This is a genomic window from Planococcus sp. FY231025 (assembly GCF_052078085.1).
Lineage (GTDB): Bacteria > Bacillota > Bacilli > Bacillales_A > Planococcaceae > Planococcus.
Genome location: NZ_JBQJJG010000017.1, coordinates 1 through 25542, shown reverse-complemented (window position 1 = coordinate 25542; position 25542 = coordinate 1). Strand labels below are relative to the sequence as shown.

Here is a 25542-nt window from a genome sequence, read left to right as displayed (position 1 = left end):
GTTCCTGCAAAACGGAAAAAAGCTCTGGACGCCTTTTGCGCCAAAGCGGATTCTTTTATGTTCCGTTAAAATGGTTCATGACTTCCAAATACGGTTTTGACAGCCACAGCTCGCATGCTTCCGCACTTTTCTCGACGGCCTGCGCCATGTCCGGAATCTCGTCTTCCGAGAAGCGCGACAGCACATAATCCGGAACTTTCATGCCGCTTGGCGGCCGGCTGATGCCGATGCGCATTCGGTTGAATTCCTGCGTCCCGAGGTGCTGGATCAGCGACTTGATGCCGTTATGGCCGCCCGCACTGCCTTTTTGGCGCAGCCGCAGCTGGCCCGTCGGAAGATCCAGGTCATCATAGATGACGACAATATCTTCCACAGCGATGTTGTAATAATCCATCAACGCCCCGACGCTCTCGCCGGACAAGTTCATGAAAGTCAGCGGCTTCAGCAGCATCACTTTGCCTTCCGGCCGGTGGATGACCGAATACATCCCTTTGAACTTCGACTGCGTCAGCGGGGCATTCCATTTCATCGCCAGGTAATCGATCACCTTGAAGCCGATGTTGTGCCGCGTCTGTTCATATGCTTTGCCGGGATTTCCCAAGCCGATAATTAATTTCATCATCCATCTTCCTTTGCAAGTTCACTGTCTTCCATTTTATCATAAAGGGCCCGCGAAACAGAAAAATAGGGGCTGTCAGGTGACAGCCCCTTTAATTCATGGTGCAGTGTTTCTTATGCTTCTTCTGATCCTTCAGACTCTTCTTTGCTGCCGATCACTTCTGGTTCTGCTTCTTCATCCGTTTCTTCAGGTTCTGCTTCTACGGTTGGAGCGGTCACGGAAACCAATAGGAAGTCGTCTTCATCCAAAATTTCATAAGAAACCGTTCCGCGGATATCGCCGACAGAAATATGGTCGCCGATCGCCAACTCAGAAACATCGATGTCCAATGAATCCGGAATATCCGAAGGCTTCACTTTGATCGTCACTTCACGGTTCGGCTGGTTGACCACGCCGCCCTCTTTTTCGCCTGCAGCTTCGCCCGTCGTATGGACAGCCACGGACACTTCAAGTTCTTCAGCCATGTTGACTGCTAAAAAGTCCACATGCTTAAAGCTTCCTTTTAAAGCATCACGCTGGAAGTCGCTCAACACGACGTTCAATGTTTTGCCTTCCACTTCCAAGTTGATGACGCCATTGCGCCCTGATTCGCGCAATGTCTTGATCAAATCGGTTTCAGAAACAGACACAGAGATGGTTTCTGTCTGGTAGCCGTAAACGACTCCCGGTACATCGCCTTTCCCGCGCAAGTTTGTCAATGTCGAGTGTGGTGTTCCAGCTTCTCTTTTTTGTGCAGAAATTTTTGTACTCATATATCCTCATCCTCCAGTTTCAATTTTGCATTTTGCTTCAGGTTCTTCCTACTAAAATATATATGCATAGTTATGGAATACCCTGCTCCTGCAAAATCAAACCTGGAAAACTTATGGGTGCCGACTCTTTATCAATCAAACAAGGTGCTGACGGATTTCTGTTCGTGGACGCGGATGATGGTTTCAGCCAATAACTTCGCAACAGAAAGCTGCTTGATTTTCGGCGAACGCTTTTCATCCGGTAATGCAATCGAATTCGTCACGATCAATTCCTTGATAACTGAATCGTTGATGCGCTGAACCGCCGGGCCCGATAGGACCGGGTGCGTACAGCATGCATAAACTTCTTTTGCACCGCTTTCGATCAATGCGCTTGCAGCGATCGAGATGGTGCCTGCTGTATCGATGATGTCGTCGATGATGATGGCCGTTTTGCCTTCAACGTTCCCGACAATGTTCATGACTTCAGCAACATTCGGCCGCGGACGGCGCTTGTCGATGATGGCAATCGGCGCTTTCAGGCGGTCCGCCATCTTCCGGGCGCGCGTCACGCCGCCGTGGTCAGGAGAAACTACAATCACGTTTTCTAAATCGATGCCGCTCTCTTTCAGGAAATAATCCGAGATAAGAGGCACAGCCAATAAATGATCGATCAGAATGTCAAAGAATCCTTGGATTTGCGGCGCATGAAGATCCAACGCAATGACGCGTGTCGCTCCAGCTGTTTCCAGCAAATTCGCTACCAGTTTTGCAGTGATCGGCTCGCGCGAACGCGCTTTACGGTCCTGGCGTGCATAGCCGTAATAAGGCATCACGACGTTTACCGTACGTGCTGAAGCACGCTTGACCGCATCAATCATGATCAAAAGCTCCATCAAGTTTTCATTGACCGGCTGGGATGTCGATTGAACGATAAAGACGTCATAGCCGCGGATGCTTTCTTCGATATTGATCTGGATTTCGCCGTCGCTGAAATGGGTTACAGAACTTTTGCCGAGCGGCAGGCCGACTTCCTTGGCAATTTCCTCTGCTAATCCCTGGTTGGAATTCAATGCAAAAATCTTCATTTTCGTGGTTGCTGGATCAATTCGATAACTCATTTCGTGTGTAGCCTCCTATTTTTTAAGGTTTAGTTTGTTCACATAGCCTTCTTTGTTTTCTTGGCGGGCACGGGCGATGGCCAGCGAATCTTCCGGCACATCTTTTGAAATTGTCGATCCCGCAGCCACATAAGAGCCTTTTCCAACGGTGACTGGCGCAATCAGATTTGAATTGCACCCGATAAACGAGTCATCTTCAATGGTCGTCAAATGCTTATTTTTGCCGTCGTAATTGACCGTGATCGTGCCGCAGCCAATATTGACGTTTGTTCCGACATGGGCATCTCCGATATAGCTCAAGTGGGAGACTTTGCTGGCATTGCCGATTTCCGCTTTCTTCACTTCGACAAAATTGCCGATCTTCACTTCATGGCCGAGATGCGATTCCGGGCGCAAGTGGGCAAACGGCCCGACTGCTGCATCGTCGCCGACAATGCTGTCGTAGACGTGCGAAGTACGGATATTTGTCCGGTCTCCGATGGTGCTGTTGGAAATTGTCGAGCCGGAAGAAATAAAGCAATCTTCCCCGATCTTCGTATTTCCTTCGATGATGACGTTCGGCTGAAGCACTGTATCGCGTCCGATTTCCGCTTGGGCACTGATATAGGCCGTGGCAGGATCGATGATCGATACACCATTGCGCATATGCTTTTCTGCAATGCGGCGGCGCATTGTCCGTTCCGCTTCGCTCAGAGCGACGCGGTCATTGACGCCCAGCGTTTCATCAAAGCTGTCTGTTGCGTAAGCCGCAACCACTTCGCCTTGTTTCTGCAAAATCTCGATGACGTCCGGCAAATAATATTCGCCTTGGGCATTATTATTGGAGACATTTTTCAGCGCTTCAAAAAGCGCTTCATTGTCAAAGCAATATGTTCCTGTATTGATTTCCTTCACTTGCTGCTCGTGGGCTGATGCATCCTTCTGCTCGACGATTTTCGCGACGCTTCCTTCGCCATCGCGGATGATGCGGCCATAGCCTGTCGGATCAACGGCAATTGCTGTAAGGATGGTCGCTTTCGCTGCAGTTTCGTTATGGTGTGCAAGAAGCGCTTCCATCGTTTCCGGGCGGATCAGCGGCGTATCGCCACAAACGACAAGCGTCGTGCCAGGCAATCCTTCAATCAGCGAGGCGGCCTGCTGGACAGCGTGGGCCGTTCCCAGCTGTTCCTCCTGCAAGGCGTACTCGCTTTTCGAACCAAGCTGTTCCTGTACTTTTTCCGCTCCATGGCCGACGATCGTAACGATCTTTTCAACGCCCACCTGCTGCACATTATTGGCGACATGTTCCACCATCGGCATGCCGCATACCGGGTGCAGCACTTTGTAAAGCTTGGACTTCATGCGCGTCCCTTGCCCGGCTGCTAAAATCACTGCGTATGTACTTGTCATTTAGACGTTCCTCCGTTCCCAAAATTTACTATCTATCATATTTTTTTAGTAGGTCTTTTCACATTTCCTTATTGACTATAGCTGAAAAACCTTGATAATTCAAGGTTTCAAGGCATGACAATACGATGACAAAAAAAGGGGCAAGAAAAAAGAGCCTTATCTGATGAAGAAGGCTCATGAGGTGGCGCGTTTATGCTCCGGCTTCTTCCAAAACCGGTTCATCCTCGCTCTGTGCGTATGCTGTTAAAATCGCTTCTTGCAGTTTATTGCGCGTGCCCGAGTTGATCGGATGCGCAATATCCCGGAACTCGCCGTCCGGCGTCCGTTTGCTTGGCATTGCTACAAAAAGCCCGTCGTTGCCGTCAATCACCCGGATATCATGCACCACAAATTCGTTGTCCAGCGTGATGGAAGCGATCGCCCGCATCCGCCCTTCGGTTTGAACGCGCCGCAGCCTTACATCGGTTACTTCCATTCTCTCACCACCTCTCATCTAGGATGTAATAATTGATGCTATTTATGTAATTCGCTTCCAATCGCGAGACTCCTTCAAAAAATCCGTTATTTATTAGAAAATTAAATCAATGCTCCCTTATTATATCTTTAGTTGCAGAAGTTCTGGGTTTCTTTCAGATTTTCAAGGAAAAAGAGCCTGTATGGAATAGCTGAAACGCGAAAAAACGCCATGGCTCTGTGGCCATGACGTTTTTGGAACTTGGTAAGAAAGCTACAAAGTATCTTCCTTGATTGATTGATCAGCCGATATTCCGCAAAACAGCTCCGTAAAACCCCTGTGCTCCTGCGCGCTATGCGCTCGTCGCTACGCTGCCCCGCTGGCGTCTCCGCTTTTTGCTCCATATCTTAGATAGCACTGCTAAATAGGTGAAATTATCAGCTTGCAGTGAACTGCACCAGCGCAGGCGCGTCCACGGGCTAGGCGACGCTATGAGACGAGTGTCCTTCTCGGCTCATGGCAAGAGCCTTGCCCAGAGCGCCGAAGCGGTATAAAGAGATCGTTTACTCCATCAACTTATTTCTAGATGGTTTCTCAGCGACCTAAAAAAACGCCATGGCTCTTTGGCCATGGCGTTTTTTCCAATTATTCAATTACAGCCTTATTGCGAGATCAAGGCGATAACTTCAATTTCAACTTTTGCATCTTTTGGCAAGCGTGCCACTTCAACAGTCGAACGCGCCGGCTTGTGGTCGCCGAAATACGAAGCATATACTTCATTCAAAGCGGCAAAGTCGTTCATATCTTTGATGAACACGGTCGTCTTGACCACTTGGCCAAGCGAAGAACCCGCTTCTGCGAGGACCGCTTTCAGATTGGCGAAAACTTGGTGCGCCTGCTCTTCAATCGTCCCTTCGACAAGTTCACCGGCAGGAGTCAAAGGGATCTGGCCGGAACTGTAAAACATATTGCCTGCAATGACACCTTGTGAATAAGGCCCGATTGCCGCTGCTGCTTGGTCTGTTGCTACGAATTTCATATCAAAAACCTCCATTAGTAAAGTAGTTTCCTTCTTCTAACGCAATGGTCCGTTCTTTTTCGCTGACTTCATGCAATTTGACAAGAGATAAATATTTTTCGACAAGCCGCTCGTCGGCATGTTCTGCTTCCACAAGCACCGCAACGCCGGCGAGGGTGCAATCGAATTCCTCGAGCAGGTTTTTCATGCCGTTCATGGTTCCGCCGACTTTCATGAAGTCGTCGGTGATCAGCACGCGCTGCCCGCTCTTCATGCTCCGTTTCGACAGCACCATTGTCTGGATGCGGCGCGAGGAGCCCGATACATAATTGATGCTGACTGTAGATCCTTCCGTCACTTTGCTGTCCCGCCGCACAATGACGACCGGTACATTCAGGTGGCGGGCAATGGCATGAGCAATGGGGATCCCTTTGGTGGCGACCGTCATGATGACATCGATCTTCTCATCTGCAAATGCCGTGGCGAATACCTTGCCAACCCGGTTCATCATGCCGGGATTGCCAAGAACGTCCGTCATGTACAGATAGCCGCCCGGCAGCAGCCGGTCGGAATGGCTCAGTTCTTCAATCAATTCGCCCATGATTTCCCTGATTTCATCCTCGTGCAGCTTCGGAACATATTTGACTCCTCCAGCGGCTCCCGGCACAGTCATCAATAACCCGATTCCCCGGTCTTCAAACGTCTCTTTGACAATCCCCAAATCTTCGCTGATGGAAGACTTTGCGGAATCATAGATATCGGCAAAATATGTAAGCGGGATCAGCTTATGTGGATGTTCCAATAAATAATGTGTCATATCAACTAACCGTTCACTGCGCTTCCACTTCATTGTACACTCTCCTAAACACGAATAATTTATAGAAAACTTACCATAAATGTACGCTTTTAGGCAAGCATCTCCCGTTCCCCGATCAGGCGGACCACATAAACTTCTCCGCAGAACCCGCGTAAGCCATTGTAGATCCGGGGAATCCGTGCTTCTTGCTGTACCAGCCCAAAGACGGTCGGGCCGCTGCCGCTCATCAGCACTGCATCCGCCCCGAACTTCTTCATCTGGTCCTTGATCTGTGCCACTTCGGGATGCATCCCCAACGTCACGCTTTCAAGGGCATTCCCCAGATTATCGCACATCGCCTGGTAGTCTCCATCTTCGAGCGCTTTGATCATCCCCGCCGTGTTCGGATGATGCGCTTTAGCAGCATCAAAAGCTCCGTACACATCCGCGGTCGAGACGCCGATGGTCGGCTTTGCCAAAATGACCCAGCAGTTTGGCGGTGCCGGAAGCTCCTCGATGATTTCACCGCGCCCTTTTGCAAGCGCCGTCCCCCCGTATACACAGAAGGATACATCAGAGCCGATTTTCGCGCCGAGCTCGGCCAGTTCATCCAAAGACAGATTCAACTGCCACAGCTGGTTCAAGCCTTTCAAAGTCGCTGCTGCATCGCTGCTCCCTCCGGCAAGCCCTGCGGCCACAGGAATCTGCTTCTCCAATGAAATGATGACCCCGGATTTGATGCCGAAAGTATCTTTCAAGAGCTTGGCCGCCTGATAGGCTAAGTTGCGAGAATCGTTCGGCACGAAACGGTCGGCCGATTCAATATGTATGCCGCTTTCCGTGGCCTTGAGGCCGATGCGGTCGGCCAAGTCCACAGTTGTCATGATCATTTCGATTTCATGATAGTTGTCCGGCCTCTTAAATAAAACATCCAAAGTTAAGTTGATTTTGGCAGGTGCTTTTACGTAGAGCATCCCACTGCCTCCTTTTATAGTCTAATGAAAACTATTTTAACACACGACGGCCGCTGCGGGACGAATGGCGCAATATAAAGAAGAAAAGCGGAAACGGCCGTAAAGGTTCGACAGGCAAGCATTCAAGCAAACACGGCTGCCGTTCTGCAGAAACCAAAAAAACTCACCGTCTGTGGGTACAGGCGGTGAGTTTTTCAACTAAGAATATCAATATAGTTCATTATTTAACAACAAGTGCGTCTTCTGTTCCTTCATACACAGTAATTTCTACTGCTTCTGTTAAGATGTCTGCGTAGCTGTAAGACACGCGTTCAAATGCATGCTCATCTTGGTCAAGCTCGATCACGAACACGGAGTGGTACGTTTCGCGCAGGATTCCGGCACGTTCGACCGTTTTCTTGCGTCCTCCATTTGCCTTCAAAAGCAATCGCTTTCCTAAATGCAGGTCTAACGATTTTTTAATATCCGCCAAAGTTTTGGGCATTTGTCTACACCTCACTATAGACAAAGTTTAACAGAATTTGACCATTTCGTCAAGCAAATTTCTAATTTTATCAGCGTTCTTAGGCTAATGTCAATATTTTTTTATTCGAAATAACAGCGAAACAAAGCAAGATGTGCCACTTTTGTTACAAAAATTGCTTTATTCCTTAAAATAAGGATGCAATTTATCGGACAGCAGCCCGAACTCCTGGATGGACAAGGTCTCGCCGCGTCTTGCCGGATCGATTCCTGCTTCTTCCAGCGCTTTTAAGATCAATTCTTTCTTTTCTTTGCCGTTCGGCATGGCGCTTTGCAGATTATTCAATATGGTTTTCCGCCGCTGGACGAACGACCCGCGCGTGACCGTGAAGAAGAAATCTTCATCGATGACTTTGACGATCGGCTCGGTGCGCTTGATCATGCGGATGACGGCAGAATCGACGTTCGGCTGCGGCATAAAGACTGTCTTCGGTACGGTCAGCGCCATCTCGGCTTCTGTGTAGTACTGGATGGCGATGGACAATGAACCATATGCTTTCGTGCCGGGTTTTGCGGTAATGCGCTCTGCCACTTCCTTCTGCAGCATGACCACCAATCCGCGGATCGGCAGCTTTTCAAGGAGCAGCTTCATGATGATCGGCGTGGTTACGTAATAAGGCAGATTCGCCACGACCATGATATCGTCATAGCCGGCAAGTTCGCTTTCGATGGCTGCCCGTACGTCAGCCTTTAAGATATCCGAATGGATGATTGAAACATTATCGTATGGGGATAAGGTATCGGCCAGGACGGGCAAAAGCCGCTGGTCGATTTCAAAGGCCAGCACTTTTCCGGCATCCCGTGCCAAATGTTCCGTCAAAGCGCCGATTCCCGGGCCGATTTCAATGGCTGCCGACTGCTTGGTCAGGTTCGCTTTGCCGACAATTTTCCTTAATATGTTCGGGTCGATCAAAAAGTTCTGCCCGAGGCTTTTTTTCACCGTCAACCCGTGTTTCGCCATGATCTGCTGTGTGCGGATCGGTGTGGCTATATCCTTGTTCATTGCTGTTCCTCCTGATTTAAAGCCATTACTGCTTCTATGAATTGCTGTTTCGAGATGCCGAACATGTGGAGTCTCTTCTGCAGCTGTTTGCCGTTGGTGTAGCCGATTTGGAGCATTTCGCCCAGGCGGGATCGCCGCTGTTTCGCCTGAGGATGCGCTACAAGCGCTGCATCGATCAAGTCTTCCATCGTAATGTCCACTTCGCGCTCCCTTTGGAGCGGCGTGTAGACGGACGCCAGCGCTTCCCGGATGTCCTCATCTGCTGCATGTTCGATGCCCAGCCCTTTGCCGTTTTTCGCAATCGTTTTTTCTTTCGCCAAAAAGGCATGCTTGACGGCCGGCACATGTTCTTCAATAATAGCACGGATTCGCTGGCCGGGATAATCGGGATCGGTAAAAACAATGACGCCCCGCTTCTGCTGGGCATGGGCGATTTGTTCGAGCGTCGACTTGGATATCGCCGATCCGTTCGTTTCAATCGTATCCGCTTCGACGGCGCGTTTGACTGCCACCGTGTCGTCTTTTCCTTCAACTACTATAATTTCGCTTATTTTCATCTGTCTTCCTCATTTCACGCACTTCTTGTTTCATTCTACACGCCGGGCGGCAAATATGTAAAAGGCTTTCCCGGGAATCCCCAAGAAAGCCTTTCGCGCCTCTTATCAATTAAGAATCTTGACTTTTACTTGTTTGCGTCCGAATGCCAAAGCATCGGATTTATTCGGCATGAACAAATCGATTTTGTTTCCTTTGATAGCCCCGCCAGTGTCTCCGGCTACTGCATAGCCATAACCTTCCACCCATACTTTCGAGCCGAGCGGAATAACGCTTGGATCTACTGCGATGACTTTAAGGCCCGGATTCGCTTTCAAGTTGATGCCGGTTGCTGTAATGCCTGAACAGCCTGCACAGAATGCTGTGTATGCCGTAGCGGACACGTAAAGTTCTCTGCCTGCCGGCTCTCCTGCTGGAGCTGCTGCCTTTTTAGGCGCCGGTGCTGCTTGTTTAGGTGCTGCTGCCTGCTGCGGCGCTGGCGCCGCTTTGCTGGTTGATGCCGTCGCCGCTTTCGGAGCCGGTTGTTTCGCTCCGCGCGATACGCTTGCTACGACTACTTTTGTGCCGACAGCTTTCACTTGTTTTTTCGCTTCTTTAACTGTTTTTTCGCTTTTCAATTCACGTTTTACTTCTTTGCCGTTTTCTTTCACCACTTCGAAAGTTTTGGCAACAACGCCATTTTCACCTTTTTGGACAAGTTTTTCTTTCCCTTTCAGAATCGAAGAATCCTTCTTCGTTACTTCAGCGAATTTTACAGAATCCTCAACTACATCGGTGACCTTTTCTACACGAACCACTTTTACTTCGGAATTTGGAACGACCATTTCATCCATTCCATTTTCAACTCGGTCAAGTTCGCCTAAAGAAATCTTGTTCTGCTTTAAAAAGCCAGCGACCGTAGTCGAAGTGGACCATACCTTTTTCTTTTCCAAACCATCCAAGATTGTTACCTCGTATGCTTTTTCTACAGAAATAGCTGTATCCGCATCTACTTTTTCATCTAATCCAGGTGATACTTTATCATGTTCCGTTGTTTTGATATCCGCTTTGGCCAGAATATCCTTTACTTGATTGTCCGTCGTCCAAGCGGCGGTCTTCTTGCCATCAATATTTATCGTATATTCTTTAGCCTTTTCCCATTCGAGCGCGACATCTTCTTCAATCGCAGCGTCTGCAGGCTGGCTTAGGAAATCATGCTCGGAAACTTCAATTTCCTGCTCTTCCAAAAAGTCTCCGACCGTTTCAGCATGCGTCTTCACTTCGGTCTTTTCTCCATTGGCTGTCATTGTGACGGTATTTTTCGTACCTTCATAAATTGCAAACGTCAAGACCGCTGCGAACATCAATACTGTAGCAATCGTAACAATAATTGACTTTCTATTATTTGTTAATTTTGTCAAAAATAACTCCTCCTCATTCACTTGAGTGATTATAAAGTCTCGAATTCAAGGTGTCAAACCAAACGATTGCGGCTATTTCGCTGCGTTGTCCGTTAACTTGAAAAACTGTTCTGCATTTCGTGTAGTGGCTTCTGCCACTTCTTCCACTGAAACATTTTTCAGCCGAGCAATTTCTTCCGCGACAAGGGGAACATAGGATGGCTCATTGCGTTTGCCCCGGTAAGGATGGGGCGCAAGATAGGGTGCGTCCGTTTCAATCAAAAGGTGTTCAAGGCCGATGGCTTCCGCCACTTCTTTCGGCTTTTTGGCATTCTTGAATGTGACCGGTCCGCCAAGTGAAATCATGAAGTTCATGGCGATGCTTTCACGCGCCGTTTCTACACTGCCGCCAAAGCAATGCATTACGCCGCCGACTTCCTTTGCATCTTCTTCTTTCAAAATGCGGAGGACGTCTTCTGTTGCGTCTCGATTATGTATGATAATCGGCAATTTCACTTTTTTCGCCAAGCGGATCTGCTTGCGGAACACTTCCTGCTGAACTTCTTTCGGCGATTTGTCCCAGTGGTAATCCAATCCGGTTTCCCCGATGGCGACCACTTTCTTATGGGCTGCCAGCTCTTCAATCCATTTCAGGTCTTCCTCTGTGCAATCGATGGCATCCACCGGGTGCCATCCGACCACTGCGTATATAAACTCGTATTTCTCGGCAAGCTCCATGGCCCGTTGGATCGTTTTGCGATCAAACCCAATGACAATCATTTTTGTAACATTGTTTTCCAAAGCTCTGTCGATAACCTCGTTTAAATCTTCATCGTACTGGTCTGCATTTAAATGTACATGGGTATCTATGAACATCACGCATTCTCCTCACATTAATCCTTATTTTAATGTTTTATTCCGTGTCTTTCTTCACACCTACATTACAGTTGCATAACAAAACATGTTTTTTATATATCATTTTTCCTGTATGCGGTCATATTTAGCCCAAAAAAATCCAAATAAAAAACCGTCCTTCCTTAAAAAGGAGGACGGCTAAGGCATTCTATTATTTTATTTTTGCGCCGTTCGGCAATTTTTCATCCACAGCGGCAAGCGTCAGATACCCGTCTTGTTCACCCGCAAGAATCATTCCTTGCGACAATTCCCCGCGCAGCTTGACCGGTTTCAAATTGGCGACAACCACCACTTTCTTTCCGACCAGCTCATCCGGCTTGTAATGCTCGGCAATCCCGGAGACGACTTGCCGCTCCTCATAGCCCATATCCAGCTGGAGCTTCAGCAGCTTCGAGGTTTTCGGCACCGCTTCACATGCAGTTACGGTTGCCACGCGAAGGTCCACGTTCATGAATTCTTCGATGGAGATTTCCGGCACGTCGGGTTTCTCAGGCGCCGCCTTCTCCGCTTTCTCGGTTTCCGCAGGTTCTGGCGTCCCGCGCATCTGATCGCGGATATACGCCACTTCCGGCTCTACTTCCAGGCGAGGGAAAATCGGCGTCCCTTTCGCTGCCACCTTGGTGCCTGCAGGAATCTGGCCGAAGCGCCCGAGCGTCTCCCATGCAAGCGCATCCTGCGTCAGGCCAAGCTGTTCAACAATCTGCTTCGGCGCATTCGGCAAGAACGGCTGGAGCATAACCGCTGTCATGCGGAGGCTTTCTGCCAGATGCCCCATCACGGAAGCCAAGTGGCCTTTCAGTTCTTCGTCTTTTGCAAGCACCCACGGCTGCGTTTCATCGATGTATTTATTGGTCCGTGAAATCAACATCCATAATTCACTCAAGACGATGCTGAACTGCATTTTTTCCATATGCTCTTCGTACACTTCGACTGTTTGCTTCGCCACTTTCTGGAGTGTCTCATCAAATTCAGTCACATATCCGTCAATTTGCGGGATTTCTCCGCCGAAGTATTTATTGATCATCGAAACCGTACGGTTCAATAAATTCCCGAGGTCGTTGGCCAAGTCATAGTTCGTGCGCTCGATAAAGGATTCCGGCGAGAAGACGCCATCTGAACCGAACGGCAGCTCACGCAATAGGAAATAACGTGTCGCATCCAAGCCGTAGCGTTCCACCAGCATTTCCGGATATACGACATTGCCTTTGGATTTCGACATCTTGCCGTCTTTCATCATGATGAACCCGTGCGCGAAGATTTTCTTCGGCAGCGGCAGATCAAGCGCCATTAGGAAAATCGGCCAGTAGATTGTATGGAAGCGGACGATGTCCTTGCCGACGACATGGACATCCGCCGGCCAGTACCGGTTGAACAGCTCTTCGTTTTCCGATCCATACCCGAGGGCCGTGATGTAATTCGACAATGCGTCGACCCACACATAGATGACGTGTTTCGGATCTCCAGGAACCGGGATCCCCCAGTCGAACGAGGTGCGCGATACCGAAAGGTCTTCCAGCCCCGGCTTGATAAAGTTGTTGATCATCTCGTTTTTGCGCGATTCCGGTTCGATGAACTCGGCATGGTTCTCGTAATAATCGAGCAGGCGGCCGGCATATTTCTTCATATTGAAGAAATACGACTCTTCTTTCACTTTATGCACAGGGCGGCCGCAGTCCGGGCAATTGCCGTCTACAAGCTGGCCTTCCGTATAGAACGATTCACAAGGGGTGCAATACCAGCCCTCATACTCCCCTTTGTAGATATCGCCATTGTCCAGAAACGTCTGGAAAATCTTTTCGACGCTCTTTTTATGGCGCTCTTCTGTTGTACGGATAAAATCATCATACGTAATGTCCATGACCGACCAGACGCTTTTCGCAGCTTCTGCCATTTCATCAACATACGCTTGCGGATCCTTTCCGGCTTCCTGCGCTTTTTCCTCGATTTTCTGGCCATGTTCATCCATGCCCGTCAAGAAACGGACATCAAAGCCTTTCAGCCGCTTGTAACGCGCCATCGCATCAGAAGCCACAGTCGTATAAGCCGTTCCGATATGGAATTTTCCGCTTGGATAATAAATCGGAGTCGTTAAATAGAAAGTATTGGTTTTAGCAGTCACGAAAAATTCCTCCAGTTTTTTGGTATAGTTCTTATTTTAACGAAGTCCCCCTTTTTGTACAATCTTTCAATTCACAAGATGGTTTTCGACAAAATCTAATAATTCGGAATAGTTATTTTCTTTATATTCCCTCCCTATTTTTAGTGTCATTGGAAATTAGAAGGAGAAAATCAATATTAATAGCAGATTGATGTCACAAATTCGTAAAAATTATTATGAATGGGATAGTTTTTTATTGACCTAATTGCCAGTACTTGGTATGATTTATGACAGGAAGTGGTAATTGTCGAATTTTGACGAAAACATCCGACAAATTTGAGGGGAGAGAATGAATATGAAATCAACAGGTATTGTCCGTAAAGTCGACGAATTGGGCCGTGTGGTAATTCCAATCGAATTGCGCCGTACATTGGGAATTGCAGAAAAAGATGCATTGGAAATTTACGTAGATGACGATAAAATTATCTTGAAAAAATACTTGCCGAACATGACATGTGCAGTAACCGGAGAAGTTTCGGATGAAAACATGCAGCTTGTCGGCGGTAAATTGATTCTAAGCCCAGAAGGCGCAGAGATGCTTGTAAAAGAAATTCAAAGCAACCTAAAAAAATAAATTCTGATATAGTTTAACCCCGGAACGCCATGGCGTTCCGGGGTTTTTTCTGGCCAGACGCCAGTTCGCAAATTCAACGGGCGCTGCGCTTTTCTTATACATGGTATTCCTGGTAGACGTCGCGTTTCGGCAAGCCGCGCTCTTTCGCCACTTCCTTGATCGCTTCTTTGGAAGACAGGTTCTTTTCTTCCATCACGGCCTCTATGTGCTCGGCAATCGACAGGTGCTCCCACCAGGCTTCGGCTTCTACCGGTTCAGGCGACGCATTCCCTTCCACCACAATGCAAAATTCGCCGCGGATTGTATTGGCGTCTGCCCATTCGGCTGCTTCCTCCACTGTCCCGCGCAGGAATTCTTCGAATTTTTTCGTGACTTCCCGCGCCAGAACGATTTGCCGCTCCGCACCGAACGCTTTTTGCATGTTTTTCAAGCTGTCCTTCAGGCGGTGAGGCGCCTCGTAGAAAATCAGCGTTTCCTGCTTCTGGCTAAGCACTTCAAGTTCGCTCTGCCGCTCTTTCTTTCCGCGCGGCAGAAAGCCGAAAAACAGGAACGGCTGCGGCGTGATTCCCGAAGCAATCAATGCACTCAGAGCGGCATTCGCCCCCGGAATCGGCACGACCGGAAAACCTTCTGCCAGCACCTTCTTGACGATGTCTTCGCCGGGGTCGGAAATGCAGGGCATGCCAGCATCGCTGACAAGCGCTACGGATTTCCCGTCCTGCAGGTACGACAAGATTTTATAGCCTCCGCTTTCCTGATTGTGTTCATGATAGCTGACCAGTTTCGTCTGGATATCGAAATAATTGCAGAGATTTTTTGTATTGCGGGTGTCTTCCGCTGCAATGACATCCACTTCATTCAAGATCCGGATGGCCCGGACGGTCATGTCTTCGAGATTGCCGATCGGCGTTGCCACCAGATACAGCGTCGCTCCTTGTTCCTGAAAGCTTTTTTGCGATTTCATTCGCCATCTTCCTTTCCTTCGGCAATATAGCGGATTTTCTGGGCTTTCGACAATTGTTTGAAAGCATATTCCGCCTTCATTGCTGCGGGTTTCGTGCTGAAGCTTTCCTGATAGATCAATTCAACCGGTCCCCTGGCGCGGGTATACTTCGCGCCTTTCCCGGCGTTATGGGCATCGAGGCGCTTATCGAGATCGTTGGTATATCCGGCGTAAAAAGAGCCGTCTGCGCATTCGAGCACATAGAAGAAATGCTTAGCTGTTTCCATAAAGCAGCGCTCTCACTTCTTCTGTGTATTCCCCGTCCTCGCCGTAGACAATCAGCGGCGGCAGGATTTTCAGATCCGGTTTGCCGTCTTTGATGCCTTCGATCAGCAGCGTATTCGCCTCTTTTCCGGCCTTCGGATAGACAAGGCGGACCCGTTTCGGCTCCAGGCGGTTGGCGCGCATCGCGGTGATGATGTCGATCAGCCGGCCGGCCCGGTGGACAAATGCCGCCTTGCCGCCCTGTTTCAACAGCTTGCTCGCGGCTTCCACTGATTCGTCGAGCGTCAAATGGAGTTCATGCCGGGCAATTGCCATATGTTCGCTGATGTTTTTATCGCTCATTTCATGGGCAGGAAAATAAGGCGGATTGCATGTCACGACATCGTATTTTTCAAAACCGAGCTGCGCCGGGATTTCTTTGACGTCGCCTTGAATGACAGAAATGCGGTCGCTGAGGTTGTTGTATGCAATGCTCCGCGTGGCCATCTGTGCAAGGCGCTCCTGCAGCTCCACCCCGATGATGGGAACTTCGGTGCGGGCACTGAGAAACAGCGGAATGGCGCCGTTTCCTGTACACAAATCGACAATCTTCCCGCGTTTCAGCGGTACATAGGCAAAGCGGGCGAGCAGCACGGCATCCAGTGAAAACGAAAATACCGACGGGCTCTGGATGATCCGCAAATCCTCCGCCAGCAAATAATCCAAACGTTCATCGTCCAATAACATGGTTTCAACTCCTCACACATAACAAAAGGCCGCCGCCACACGGGGTGTCGGAAGCCTTTATTCCTTTAATTGCGGCTGCCGAAATCCCGGCACATCAGACCCTTCCATAAGGCTGGCTGATGGACGGCGAAACGGCCCCGCTGCTTTTCAATTCTGTTTGTTCAGGAATGACAGGCAGAACAGGCAATCGTCGCCTTTTCTCGAGCTGCCGAAATGAACATTGCACACATGATAGCCTTCGTGATACAGGCGCGCCAAGTTGTCATAGCCTTCGCCGATATCCATTACAGCTTTTTTCAGCTTCACCGGATCGGCTGCCACCGCTTCCGGAACTTTCTGATGGAGTTCATCAAGGCGCGCACGCAAATGGTGATTTTCCAACTGGAGCGCATGATGCTCTTCCATCGTATGGGCGACGACCGCTTTCAATTCCCGGAATTGCTCTTGCATGGACTCCAATTGCTGTTCAAAATCCATCACCGTGTCTAAAAAGTTCTTATCCTTCAATTAAACCACCTCACGCTCTCGTTCCTTGGTCCATTATCTCACTTAATGCGTATTCAAGTGTCTGTTCCTGCTCAGCCAGCCGGACTTTCAAGACACGCTCCAGGATATTCATGCTGACGACACGCCCGTCGCCGTCCGGCGTCGATACGCGTGTGCCGACATCCGGCATTTCTTTCTTGGCGGTTTCGTATTCGTCATTCTCGTATTTCAGGCAGCACATGAGCCTTCCGCACAAGCCTGAAATCTTCGAAGGATTCAGCGACAAGTTCTGGTCTTTCGCCATTTTGATCGATACCGGTTCAAAATCGCCTAAAAATGTTGAACAGCAAAGCATGCGTCCGCACGGACCAATGCCGCCGAGCATCTTCGCTTCATCGCGCACGCCGATTTGGCGAAGCTCGATGCGCGTACGGAAAATCGATGCCAAGTCTTTTACCAAGTTACGGAAATCGACGCGCCCTTCCGCCGTGAAATAGAAAATGACTTTATTGCGGTCAAATGTATATTCCACATCCACCAGTTTCATTTCCAACCGGTGTTCTTCGATCTTGTCTGTGCCCATTTCAAAAGCACGTCCGGCTTCAAGCCGGTTTTCTTCCACCTGCTGGCGGTCGCGATCGTTCGCTACACGCAGCACTTGCTTCAGCGGCAGGACGACATCGTTCTCATCGACCGCCTTCACCGGCACAACAACTTTTCCGTATTCGACTCCTCTGGCTGTTTCGACAATGACGTAATCGTCTTTGTTGATCGCAAATTCGCCCGGATCGAAATAATATATTTTACCCGCTTTTTTAAAGCGGACACCTATGACATTATACACTCGTCTACCCCTCCTGCAGATTCAGCATTAACTGCTCCATCAGCAGCGTCCGGTTCATATTGCGGGGCAATTGCTGTTTGGCCTGTAATATCGCCTGCAATTGCTTCGAAAGCACCGCAAAAGAACGATGAAGCGCCATCTGCTTCCAAGTTTGTTCCATATCCGGATACGTTCGTGCAGTCTCAAGACCTGCTTTTGCCGAAGCGATGTCCCGATATGCAAATAATAACATGTCGAGCCCTCTTTCGGCATCTTCTTTTTCTTTAAATATCGGCAGCCACTCGGCTTGGATCAGCAAAAGCGCTTCGTGGACATTGCTGCTGACCGCCTCTACCAATTTTAACACAATTTTGCGCTGTTGAAGAAAAGCTTCATCGGTACTCAACAGCACGGCCTCGTCCACGCTCTGCGTCAGCATGCTGACGGTGTTGGCCATGGAGGCCGTCATGCCTCCGGCTAATAGCGTTTCAATCATTTGCGGACGCGACAGCGGCTGGAAAGACACAATTTGGCAGCGTGAGCGGATGGTCGTCATGATGGCATTGAGCCGTTCCGTCAGCAGGATGGCCGTGACATTGAACTCCGGCTCTTCCAGGAACTTCAGCAATGCATTGGCGGACGAATTGTTCATCCGGTCAGCTTCTTCAATCACATATATTTTCCGGCCTGAACTGAAACCGGTTTTATTCATCGTGAAAATCAACTCGCGGATCTGGTCGATTTTAATGTTCTGGCCATCGGGTTCGATAAAAACGATGCCCGGATGGTTCCCTGTATTATAGAGATGGCAGCTTCGGCATGTTTCACATGGAACATTTTCCGAAGGATTTTCACAGAGCAGCAGCTTGACGAAAAAGTGGGTAATCTCCGTCAGGCCTGCCCCTGCAGGACCTTCAAATAGATATGCATGGGCCAGCCGGTCTTTTTCGAATGCGCCTTGCAGCCGCTTCATGACGACCGGCTGCAGCTCCTGGAGTTGTTGAGTTGTTTTTTGCATGTTTTCACCTTCAATCAGCCTTTGTAAAAAACCCCGTGATCCATAGCGGAACACGGGCAGTTAATGCATCATATGTCTGAGATTGCTGCGTTTATCAGAAATGATGGAATTGCTCGATCGGCAAGACAAAAATCGTCGCGCCGCCGACTTCAACTTCCACCGGATAAGGAATATACGAATCGGCATTGCCGCCCATCGGTGAGACAGGGGCCACCATCTGCTCGCGTGCCCGGCAATTATCACGGATTAAATCCATCAGTTTCGGCACGAGGCCGTCTTCGATCCCGATTAAGAAAGTGGTATTTCCTGAGCGCAAAAACCCTCCCGTACTGGCAAGCTTGGTAGCCCGGAAATCATTTTTTGTTAACGCATTGGATAAACGGTTGCTATCTTGATCCTGCACGACTGCTACGACGAGTTTCATCAGCACTCACTCCCTTTTCATTGTTTCTTCTATATAAGTATACCATGAATAAAGGCGCATATTGTATATCTTTCCAATGCCTCATTTCTTCATTTCTTCAATAAAACCGGTGATTTCGGCCATTGCACTCTCGAACACGGCAGCCAGGCTGTCCGAAGCATCGATGACCCGGATGCGCTCCGGATAGCGGCTGACAAGCAGCTTATAGCCTTCCCGGACGGTTTCATGAAACTTGACCGATTCGATGTCCAAGCGGTTCACTTCCCGCCCGGCATCCTTTTCGATGCGTGAAAGCCCGATTGCCGGTTCCACATCAAAATACAGCGTCAAATCCGGCATATAATGATCGATTGCGAATTTATTGACCGTAAAGATTTCATCAATGCCGAGCCCGCGGGCATGCCCTTGATAAGCCAGGCTGCTGTCGATATAGCGGTCGCATAGCACGATTTCCCCTGCTTCAAGCGCCGGCACGATTTTTTCAACCAAATGCTGGCGGCGGGCTGCCGCGTACAATAGCGCTTCGGTCCGGGGATCCATGTTGGTGTTGCTGCGGTCCAGGATGACTTCCCGGATCTGTTCGGCAATATCAATGCCTCCCGGTTCCCTCGTGCAGACGACGGAATGGCCCTGCTGTTCGAGCGCATCAGCGACCAGTTTCAGGACGCTGGTCTTGCCCGACCCTTCCCCGCCTTCCAATGTAATCAAATAACCCATTTCTCATTCACCTGTTTTCTTAGTGTTGTAAACTCCTTTTACTATACAGGATTCCGGCCCTTTTTGCGCCCGCGAACCCACAATAAAAGCGCCCATCAAGGCGCTTGAGCTTGTAGACAAAAGAATAAATAGTTTTTAATTTTTATGCCTATGCATGAAATGAAAGAAATACTGAATCCTCCACTTCAGGCGGACGCGTTCCGCGGGCTTGCGCCGAACTAACTCGGACTGGCGTCCGAGTGGATTTCGGCACTTCGCTCTCCCGCTGGAGTCGCCGCCTTCAGTTGCGGATCCTGAAGCCAGGAGCTTGTACTTAGCAAGTTAAAGTTGGCACTATTTCTCCTGCCTCATCGATTAGATACAAGGGACGCTCTCACAGAAATTCTCCTGTGAGAGCAGAGATGCAGAGACAGGAGCATAATTTTACAATGACGAGGAGAGCGAAGCCGAGTCCATGGTAAGCGAAGTGGCCAGCCGGCCAAGCTTAAACATCTCTATTCATTCAAATCAGACTTTGTTTACAGATAAAAGCGCCCCTCAGGCGCTTTTATCTAACCTAATCCTCATCTTCGGCCACTTGGTATGCTTCGTTATAAAGCACCAGCTGGCTGTTGATTTCGGGGTCGCCTTCTTTTCTTTTCACGTAATGGTACTGTCCTTTGGCGTCCTGTTCCCTCGCTTTGACGTTGTCTTCGAGTGCCAGCTCCAGCGTGTGCTTCACTTGTTTTTTGATGGCATTGTCGTAAATCGGGAACAGGATCTCGATGCGGTTTTCCATGTTGCGTGTCATCATGTCCGCCGAAGACAAAAATGTCCTTTCCTCGCCGTTATAGTGGAAGTAATAGATCCGGCTGTGTTCGAGCAGCCGCCCGACGATGCTCCGGACGCGTATATTTTCACTGACGTCTTTGATGCCCGGACGCAGGCAGCAGATGCCGCGAACGATCAAATCGATCTGGACGCCGGCAATCGAAGCTTCATAAAGCCGCCGGATAATCGCTTTGTCGGTCAAAGAATTCATTTTGGCAATGATGCGGCCGTTGCCGAACTTTTTCTGGCAGTCGATTTCCGCTTCAATAAGGTTGATGAAATCTCTCCGGATAGTGAAAGGGGCAACGGACAAATGATGGAATTCCGGCTTTTCCGTATAGCCGCTCAAGTAATTGAAGAAATTGGTGGCGTCGACGCCAAATTCCTTTTTGGATGTGAAGAGGCTCATATCCGTATATAGCTTCGCTGTCTGGTCATTGTAATTCCCCGTGCCCAAATGGACGAAGCGGTCGATATGGTCCGCCTTTTTCCGGACAATCAGCGTGATTTTACTGTGGGTTTTCAAGTGGGTCATGCCGTAAATCACGTGGCAGCCGGCCTGTTCCAGCTCTTTTGCCCATTGGACGTTGTTCTCTTCATCGAAACGCGCTTTCAATTCCACCAGCACGGTGACTTGTTTGCCTTTTTCCGCCGCCCGTTTCAGGGCTTTGATGATCGGCGAGTCTCCGCTGACCCTGTAGAGTGTCTGCTTGATGGCCAGTACTTCAGGATCATCTGCCGCTTCGGACACGAATTCGACCACCGGCTCAAAGGATTCGTACGGATGATGCAGGAAGATGTCCTGGTCCATCACTTTCTCGAAAATGTCTTCATGGAACGCTAGGCTCCGCGGCGGCTGAGATATGCGGCTTTCATAAATCAATTTGGCATGTGTTTTGGCCATACGCTTGTAAAAACCGAAAAACAGTGTCAAATCGATTGGGCCTTCGATTTCATAGACATCTTTCTTGAGGACTTCCAGCTCATCCATCAAATACGCGAGCACTTCAGGATCGAGCCCCTCTTTCTGGACCTCGAGGCGGACAGCCGCTCCCCATTTCCGTTTCCTCAGTTCTTTTTCGATTTCCTTCAATAAATCACGGGCACCTTCTTCATGGATCGTCATATCAGCATTGCGAGTGATGCGAAACACCGCCACTGAGACGACGGAAAAGCCGTGGAACAGCTTGCTGATGAAATAACTGATGATGTCCTCGAGCAGAACAATCCGTTCTTTTCCGGACTTCCCTTGCAGCACGAAGAGCCGTTCGAGAACCGACGGCATCTGGACAATGGCCGTCTTGAACGGGTTTTCCGCCTCTTCATCATTATCCCGCAGCACTACTGCCAAATTGATGCTTTTATTGAGCAGCATCGGGAAAGGGCGGTAGGCATCGATAGCCATCGGCGTCAATACGGGAAAAATCTGTTCATCAAAATGCGCTTCCACTTCCTTCAATTCCGCCGAATTCAAATCCTCCATTTTCAAAAATCTGACGCCTTCCTGTTTCATTTGCGGCAGCAATTCGCCTTGCAGCGCCCGGTACTGCTGTTCCACTAATTGGTGGGTCTTGTTGGCGATTTCCTTCAATTGCCGGGCAGGCGTCATCCCGGCTTTGTTTTCCGGCTTGTTGAACCCCACCTTCACCTGATCCTGCAGCCCGGCAACGCGCACCATGAAAAATTCATCCAAATTGGAACTGAAAATCGCCAGGAATTTCATGCGCTCCAGGAGCGGATTGCGTTCATCGAGTGCTTCCTGCAAGACCCGCTCGTTGAACGCGAGCCAGCTCAGTTCCCTATTATTGTAAAAAGAAGGATTATTCAGTTCAATGGCATTCTTCATCTTTGTATTCAACGTTTCCGCCACCCTTTATATGCAATTTCCCATCTCTATTCCTGTTCGATAAAATGGAGCTGGATCGATTTCTTCAATTGCTTTTCGAGATGCTTTTTCTGCTTTTCCGCTTGGTACTGCTCGGGTTTCCAGTCGCCACGGCAATAAATATTGAACTTCAGCGCGTCGCCTTCAAGTTCAAGCCCAATCCAATCAATGACATTCCGTTTTGTTGCATTCAAGCTATAGGCCAATTTGACAATCGCGCCAAACAGGCTGTATTTAGCGATTTCTTCTTTGGTGAACCATTCCTGGTAAAGCGCCGTATTTCGCTTGAACAATTCCTTGTTCTTGAAAGAAGCAATCAGCGCAAGAATCAGGCGCTCCTTGTGCAAAAGCCCGTCAATCGTCCGGTTGGCCAATAGATAGAATGTATGCTGGTGGCTTGCTTCTGCATCGATATAGGTGCCTAGATTATAGACAGCACTCCCCAGCCGGATGAACTTCTCGTCTTTCGGCGTCACATTTAAGATCTGCTGCTTTTCGAGCTCATGCAAAATCATCATGGCATTTGTGCTTACCTGGGCTGCATGGGTCAGATTGATGTCATAGTCGATGGCAAGTTCGTAGAAACTCTCTTCTACGACATTCGGAAACACCGACAGTTCAAAGTCCTTTGTCAGTTCCTCGTAGAATACACCGTCCCGCAAGCCTTTGCGGCTCAATGCAAACACTTCTGTCCCGATAAGGCCCATCAGGCTCGCAAACACTTCAATGGCCGGGATGATGATGTCAGCCCGGTCTTTTGACAATCCTTCAACGCGCTGCACCTCCTGAAAATCCATGGACAGCAGCATCGAATCGATTTCTTTGACGTCGCTCGCAGTCATCTTGTATTGATGGATTCCTGCAAGCGGGTATTCGATGAATTCCTGGTGGATCTGCGCCATGTTCCGGGCACTCCCCCCGATGCCGATGAGCGGCAGCCCCTTGCCTTTCAGCCACGGCAGCGTCTGGAATTGGCTGCTCAAAAAGTTTCGCAGCGTTTTTAACTCTTGTGAAGTCGGCATGTCATTTTTAATGAATTGCTCCTTCAGCGACAATGCCCCGAAAGGGAAACTATGGAAATAAACCAGTTTACGGTCTTCGAAAAGGGTAAGTTCCGTACTCCCTCCCCCGATATCCACCGTAATGCCGCTCGAAAACGGCGTGGAGTTGACGACGGCCAAATAGCCGTAATACGCTTCTTCATATTCCGATAAAATCCGCACTTTGAAATCGGTCTCTTCTGCCACCCGGTCCAAGATCTCCTGCTGGTTATTGGCCTGGCGGATGGCTGCCGTAGCGACGCATTTCACTTCATCAAGCTGATGATGACGCGTGATTTCCTGGAAGCTCTGCAAGGTCTCGACCAACACATTGATCCCTTCGTCCTCGAGCCGCCCCGATGCCGACAAATAACTGCGCAATCGCGCGACCGCTTTCACGTTTTCAGCTTCTGTCAGCCTGCCGCTCTTGTCGCGGCTATAGACTACAAGCCGCATGGTATTGGAGCCGATATCAACAATGGCATATTTCTCCTGGTTCATCATAATTCTCCACATCCTGACACTATAAATTTCAACATACCCCTACCATACCCTTTTTTCCGAAGTTATCTACCCCGAGGCAGCACGCGGACTAATTTTTCGCTCAAGCGATGGTCCCCTTGGATCTGGGCATTCGTGGCGAGGCAGTCCGCCAAGTTCTCCAATTTTTCAAGCGTCCACTTTTCGCCGGGCAATATCAATGGAATTCCCGGAGGATAAGGCACCACCGTGCCGGCAGAAATCCGCCCGTATGCTTTCGGATAAGGCAGCCATTCAAATTCCCCGACTTCCAGCTCTTCAAAGGAGAGTTCAGGCATTTCAATCATTTGCTGCTCTGGCACCTTGATGTCCACTGACAGCCGCTCTTCCTGCAGGACCGCCCGCACCGCTTCTTTGATGCGGCTGCGGATTTCTGCGAAAGGATAGGAATGTACATGCTTCAGCAACGGCAAAATCAGCAGCACTTGATGGGGATCGGCCAATTCGGCATGGATCCCGGTTTCTTCAAGCTGCTTTTTTAATTGCGGGCCGCTGTGATGGCCGACGCGGAGCATCAGCTTCAACGGATCATCCGGTTCGAACACTTCCAGTTTCGGAATGGTCTTCAACCCGCCGAGAAACTGCCTGCGCTTGTCCTCAAAGCTCCGCTTATCGGGCTGGGAATAAGTCTGCACAAATGACCGTGCATCATCAAGCGAGGCCATTATAAGATAGGAAGGGCTGCTCGACTGCAGCATCCGCAAATACTTTCTGATTTTCCCGGCGTCGAGCAGCTGCCCCTGCACATGCAAGAACGACCCCATTGTCATCGCCGGCAGGCTTTTGTGTGCAGACTGCACAACTGCGTCTGCCCCAAGATCCAGCGCAGACGGCGGATACGGGGAGCCCAATACAAAATGGGCGCCGTGCGCTTCATCGACGAGCACAACGATTCCCTTGTCGTGGCAAAATGAAATGATCGCCTCCAGATCGGCGCCTGCCATGCCGTAATAATTAGGGTATGTCATGATCAGCGCTTTCGCTTCCGGATACGCCGCATATGCCGCCTCAACATCTTCCAAGCGCAGTGCCGTTGCCGTCAACGAAGCCCGGTCCCATTCAGGCGCTATGTAGATCGGCCATACTTTGGCCAGTTCAAGGGCATGGAAAATCGACTTATGGGAATTACGCTGGACGAGGACCGCATCTCCTTCCCCGCAAGCAGCCAGAATCATCGCCAGATTTCCTGAAGTCGAGCCATTGACCAAGAAGAAGCTTTCGTCCGCGCCGTACGCTTCAGCCAAGAGCCGCTGCGCTTCCCCGATCACTTCTTCTGGATAATGCAGGTCATCCAGGCCGGAAAGTTCAGTAACGTCATAAGCCATGGCGGATTTGATGGCTTCCGGCAAGGCCGACAGCTGCCCATTCTTATGGCCGGGCACGTGGAACGAAATCGGCTGCTGCTGCTGGAAATGAATCAAGGCATCCACTAAAGGTCTACGGTATGTCATATATTCCACCCTCACATTTTTACTTAATTCCATTATATCGAAATAACCCCTCTTCATGAATAAAGAGCGGCATGCGGTTGCCTGAATTCGGCCGACTTATAAAGAAAACCACAAAAAAGCCGCTACCTTTTCAGGTAACGGCCTTCGATGTGCCCAGCGGCGTCCTACTCTCACAGGGGGAAACCC

General features: G+C 49.5%; 26 protein-coding genes. 1 reads left to right on the top strand and 25 read right to left on the bottom strand.

Annotation, left to right across the window (positions count from 1 at the left end; genetic code table 11):
- Window positions 1–55: 55 nt before the first annotated feature.
- The 14 genes from pth to metG all read right to left on the bottom strand — a co-directional run bounded on the left by pth (window position 56) and on the right by metG (window position 13595).
- Window positions 56–619, bottom strand: a complete 564-nt coding sequence (pth, locus tag ACTL32_RS18630; protein ID WP_441342836.1) for an aminoacyl-tRNA hydrolase — start codon at window positions 617–619, stop codon at window positions 56–58.
- Window positions 620–732: 113 nt separating this feature from the next.
- Window positions 733–1371, bottom strand: a complete 639-nt coding sequence (locus ACTL32_RS18625; RefSeq protein ID WP_441342835.1) for a 50S ribosomal protein L25/general stress protein Ctc — start codon at window positions 1369–1371, stop codon at window positions 733–735.
- 131 nt (window positions 1372–1502) lie between these two features.
- A complete protein-coding gene (locus ACTL32_RS18620) occupies window positions 1503–2471 on the bottom strand; it encodes a ribose-phosphate diphosphokinase (RefSeq protein ID WP_441342834.1) in 969 nt (322 codons plus the stop codon).
- Between the two features lie 15 nt (window positions 2472–2486).
- Window positions 2487–3860 carry a bifunctional UDP-N-acetylglucosamine diphosphorylase/glucosamine-1-phosphate N-acetyltransferase GlmU gene (gene glmU / locus ACTL32_RS18615; RefSeq protein ID WP_441342833.1) on the bottom strand — a complete coding sequence of 458 codons (1374 nt, stop codon included), beginning with the start codon at window positions 3858–3860 and terminating at the stop codon, window positions 2487–2489.
- Between the two features lie 190 nt (window positions 3861–4050).
- Window positions 4051–4335, bottom strand: coding sequence for a septation regulator SpoVG (gene spoVG / locus ACTL32_RS18610; RefSeq protein ID WP_204893757.1), 285 nt, complete (start codon window positions 4333–4335; stop codon window positions 4051–4053).
- A 640-nt stretch (window positions 4336–4975) separates the two neighbouring features.
- Window positions 4976–5353: a RidA family protein gene (locus ACTL32_RS18605; RefSeq protein ID WP_204893758.1), complete on the bottom strand. Its 378-nt coding sequence runs from the start codon at window positions 5351–5353 to the stop codon at window positions 4976–4978.
- A gap of 1 nt (window position 5354) precedes the next feature.
- Window positions 5355–6182, bottom strand: coding sequence for a pur operon repressor (gene purR, locus ACTL32_RS18600; RefSeq protein ID WP_204893759.1), 828 nt, complete (start codon window positions 6180–6182; stop codon window positions 5355–5357).
- Window positions 6183–6238: 56 nt separating this feature from the next.
- On the bottom strand, window positions 6239–7102 hold the full coding sequence (ispE, locus tag ACTL32_RS18595; protein ID WP_441342832.1) for a 4-(cytidine 5'-diphospho)-2-C-methyl-D-erythritol kinase: 864 nt from the start codon (window positions 7100–7102) through the stop codon (window positions 6239–6241).
- Window positions 7103–7322: 220 nt separating this feature from the next.
- Window positions 7323–7586 carry a biofilm formation stimulator Veg gene (veg, locus tag ACTL32_RS18590; protein ID WP_071152415.1) on the bottom strand — a complete coding sequence of 88 codons (264 nt, stop codon included), beginning with the start codon at window positions 7584–7586 and terminating at the stop codon, window positions 7323–7325.
- A gap of 159 nt (window positions 7587–7745) precedes the next feature.
- A complete protein-coding gene (gene rsmA / locus ACTL32_RS18585) occupies window positions 7746–8627 on the bottom strand; it encodes a 16S rRNA (adenine(1518)-N(6)/adenine(1519)-N(6))-dimethyltransferase RsmA (protein WP_441342831.1) in 882 nt (293 codons plus the stop codon).
- Window positions 8624–9184 carry a ribonuclease M5 gene (gene rnmV, locus ACTL32_RS18580; RefSeq protein WP_204893762.1) on the bottom strand — a complete coding sequence of 187 codons (561 nt, stop codon included), beginning with the start codon at window positions 9182–9184 and terminating at the stop codon, window positions 8624–8626. The genes rsmA and rnmV overlap by 4 nt, the downstream gene beginning before the upstream one ends.
- A gap of 105 nt (window positions 9185–9289) precedes the next feature.
- Entirely contained in the window at window positions 9290–10612 is a 1323-nt protein-coding gene (locus ACTL32_RS18575) for a ubiquitin-like domain-containing protein (RefSeq protein WP_441342851.1), read from the bottom strand.
- 42 nt (window positions 10613–10654) lie between these two features.
- A complete protein-coding gene (locus tag ACTL32_RS18570) occupies window positions 10655–11437 on the bottom strand; it encodes a TatD family hydrolase (protein ID WP_441342829.1) in 783 nt (260 codons plus the stop codon).
- A 190-nt stretch (window positions 11438–11627) separates the two neighbouring features.
- Complete coding sequence (gene metG / locus ACTL32_RS18565; RefSeq protein WP_441342828.1) at window positions 11628–13595, bottom strand: methionine--tRNA ligase; 1968 nt, start codon at window positions 13593–13595, stop codon at window positions 11628–11630.
- A 334-nt stretch (window positions 13596–13929) separates the two neighbouring features.
- Here metG and ACTL32_RS18560 point away from each other — a divergent pair, with 334 nt between their 5' ends.
- Window positions 13930–14208 carry an AbrB/MazE/SpoVT family DNA-binding domain-containing protein gene (locus tag ACTL32_RS18560; protein WP_377340805.1) on the top strand — a complete coding sequence of 93 codons (279 nt, stop codon included), beginning with the start codon at window positions 13930–13932 and terminating at the stop codon, window positions 14206–14208.
- Between the two features lie 94 nt (window positions 14209–14302).
- Here ACTL32_RS18560 and rsmI read toward each other — a convergent pair whose 3' ends face one another.
- From rsmI to ACTL32_RS18505, 11 genes are all read right to left on the bottom strand, one after another.
- Complete coding sequence (gene rsmI / locus ACTL32_RS18555) at window positions 14303–15172, bottom strand: 16S rRNA (cytidine(1402)-2'-O)-methyltransferase (protein ID WP_441342827.1); 870 nt, start codon at window positions 15170–15172, stop codon at window positions 14303–14305.
- Complete coding sequence (locus ACTL32_RS18550) at window positions 15169–15438, bottom strand: GIY-YIG nuclease family protein (RefSeq protein ID WP_441342826.1); 270 nt, start codon at window positions 15436–15438, stop codon at window positions 15169–15171. Before ACTL32_RS18550 ends, rsmI begins: the two co-directional genes overlap by 4 nt.
- On the bottom strand, window positions 15425–16162 hold the full coding sequence (locus ACTL32_RS18545) for a tRNA1(Val) (adenine(37)-N6)-methyltransferase (RefSeq protein WP_441342825.1): 738 nt from the start codon (window positions 16160–16162) through the stop codon (window positions 15425–15427). The genes ACTL32_RS18550 and ACTL32_RS18545 overlap by 14 nt, the downstream gene beginning before the upstream one ends.
- 147 nt (window positions 16163–16309) lie before the next feature.
- A complete protein-coding gene (gene yabA / locus ACTL32_RS18540) occupies window positions 16310–16669 on the bottom strand; it encodes a DNA replication initiation control protein YabA (protein ID WP_204893769.1) in 360 nt (119 codons plus the stop codon).
- Between the two features lie 10 nt (window positions 16670–16679).
- Window positions 16680–17492, bottom strand: a complete 813-nt coding sequence (locus ACTL32_RS18535) for a PSP1 domain-containing protein (RefSeq protein ID WP_441342824.1) — start codon at window positions 17490–17492, stop codon at window positions 16680–16682.
- Between the two features lie 4 nt (window positions 17493–17496).
- Complete coding sequence (gene holB, locus ACTL32_RS18530) at window positions 17497–18489, bottom strand: DNA polymerase III subunit delta' (protein WP_441342823.1); 993 nt, start codon at window positions 18487–18489, stop codon at window positions 17497–17499.
- Between the two features lie 94 nt (window positions 18490–18583).
- On the bottom strand, window positions 18584–18913 hold the full coding sequence (locus ACTL32_RS18525; RefSeq protein WP_204893772.1) for a cyclic-di-AMP receptor: 330 nt from the start codon (window positions 18911–18913) through the stop codon (window positions 18584–18586).
- An 81-nt stretch (window positions 18914–18994) separates the two neighbouring features.
- Window positions 18995–19630: a dTMP kinase gene (gene tmk, locus ACTL32_RS18520; protein ID WP_441342822.1), complete on the bottom strand. Its 636-nt coding sequence runs from the start codon at window positions 19628–19630 to the stop codon at window positions 18995–18997.
- Window positions 19631–20186: 556 nt separating this feature from the next.
- Window positions 20187–22286: an RNA degradosome polyphosphate kinase gene (locus tag ACTL32_RS18515; protein WP_441342850.1), complete on the bottom strand. Its 2100-nt coding sequence runs from the start codon at window positions 22284–22286 to the stop codon at window positions 20187–20189.
- A 47-nt stretch (window positions 22287–22333) separates the two neighbouring features.
- A complete protein-coding gene (gene ppx, locus ACTL32_RS18510) occupies window positions 22334–23866 on the bottom strand; it encodes an exopolyphosphatase (protein WP_441342849.1) in 1533 nt (510 codons plus the stop codon).
- A gap of 65 nt (window positions 23867–23931) precedes the next feature.
- Entirely contained in the window at window positions 23932–25356 is a 1425-nt protein-coding gene (locus tag ACTL32_RS18505) for an aminotransferase class I/II-fold pyridoxal phosphate-dependent enzyme (RefSeq protein ID WP_441342821.1), read from the bottom strand.
- Window positions 25357–25542: the final 186 nt, after the last annotated feature.

Coding starts and splice junctions, on each gene's coding strand:
- pth (WP_441342836.1), bottom strand. CDS start 619: ATGAAATTAATTATCGGCTTGGGAAATCCCGGCAAAGCATATGAACAG.
- ACTL32_RS18625 (WP_441342835.1), bottom strand. CDS start 1,371: ATGAGTACAAAAATTTCTGCACAAAAAAGAGAAGCTGGAACACCACAC.
- ACTL32_RS18620 (WP_441342834.1), bottom strand. CDS start 2,471: ATGAGTTATCGAATTGATCCAGCAACCACGAAAATGAAGATTTTTGCA.
- glmU (WP_441342833.1), bottom strand. CDS start 3,860: ATGACAAGTACATACGCAGTGATTTTAGCAGCCGGGCAAGGGACGCGC.
- spoVG (WP_204893757.1), bottom strand. CDS start 4,335: ATGGAAGTAACCGATGTAAGGCTGCGGCGCGTTCAAACCGAAGGGCGG.
- ACTL32_RS18605 (WP_204893758.1), bottom strand. CDS start 5,353: ATGAAATTCGTAGCAACAGACCAAGCAGCAGCGGCAATCGGGCCTTAT.
- purR (WP_204893759.1), bottom strand. CDS start 6,182: ATGAAGTGGAAGCGCAGTGAACGGTTAGTTGATATGACACATTATTTA.
- ispE (WP_441342832.1), bottom strand. CDS start 7,102: ATGCTCTACGTAAAAGCACCTGCCAAAATCAACTTAACTTTGGATGTT.
- veg (WP_071152415.1), bottom strand. CDS start 7,586: ATGCCCAAAACTTTGGCGGATATTAAAAAATCGTTAGACCTGCATTTA.
- rsmA (WP_441342831.1), bottom strand. CDS start 8,627: ATGAACAAGGATATAGCCACACCGATCCGCACACAGCAGATCATGGCG.
- rnmV (WP_204893762.1), bottom strand. CDS start 9,184: ATGAAAATAAGCGAAATTATAGTAGTTGAAGGAAAAGACGACACGGTG.
- ACTL32_RS18570 (WP_441342829.1), bottom strand. CDS start 11,437: ATGTTCATAGATACCCATGTACATTTAAATGCAGACCAGTACGATGAA.
- ACTL32_RS18560 (WP_377340805.1), top strand. CDS start 13,930: ATGAAATCAACAGGTATTGTCCGTAAAGTCGACGAATTGGGCCGTGTG.
- rsmI (WP_441342827.1), bottom strand. CDS start 15,172: ATGAAATCGCAAAAAAGCTTTCAGGAACAAGGAGCGACGCTGTATCTG.
- ACTL32_RS18550 (WP_441342826.1), bottom strand. CDS start 15,438: ATGGAAACAGCTAAGCATTTCTTCTATGTGCTCGAATGCGCAGACGGC.
- ACTL32_RS18545 (WP_441342825.1), bottom strand. CDS start 16,162: ATGTTATTGGACGATGAACGTTTGGATTATTTGCTGGCGGAGGATTTG.
- holB (WP_441342823.1), bottom strand. CDS start 18,489: ATGCAAAAAACAACTCAACAACTCCAGGAGCTGCAGCCGGTCGTCATG.
- ACTL32_RS18525 (WP_204893772.1), bottom strand. CDS start 18,913: ATGAAACTCGTCGTAGCAGTCGTGCAGGATCAAGATAGCAACCGTTTA.
- tmk (WP_441342822.1), bottom strand. CDS start 19,630: ATGGGTTATTTGATTACATTGGAAGGCGGGGAAGGGTCGGGCAAGACC.
- ACTL32_RS18515 (WP_441342850.1), bottom strand. CDS start 22,286: ATGAAGAATGCCATTGAACTGAATAATCCTTCTTTTTACAATAATAGG.
- ppx (WP_441342849.1), bottom strand. CDS start 23,866: ATGAACCAGGAGAAATATGCCATTGTTGATATCGGCTCCAATACCATG.
- ACTL32_RS18505 (WP_441342821.1), bottom strand. CDS start 25,356: ATGACATACCGTAGACCTTTAGTGGATGCCTTGATTCATTTCCAGCAG.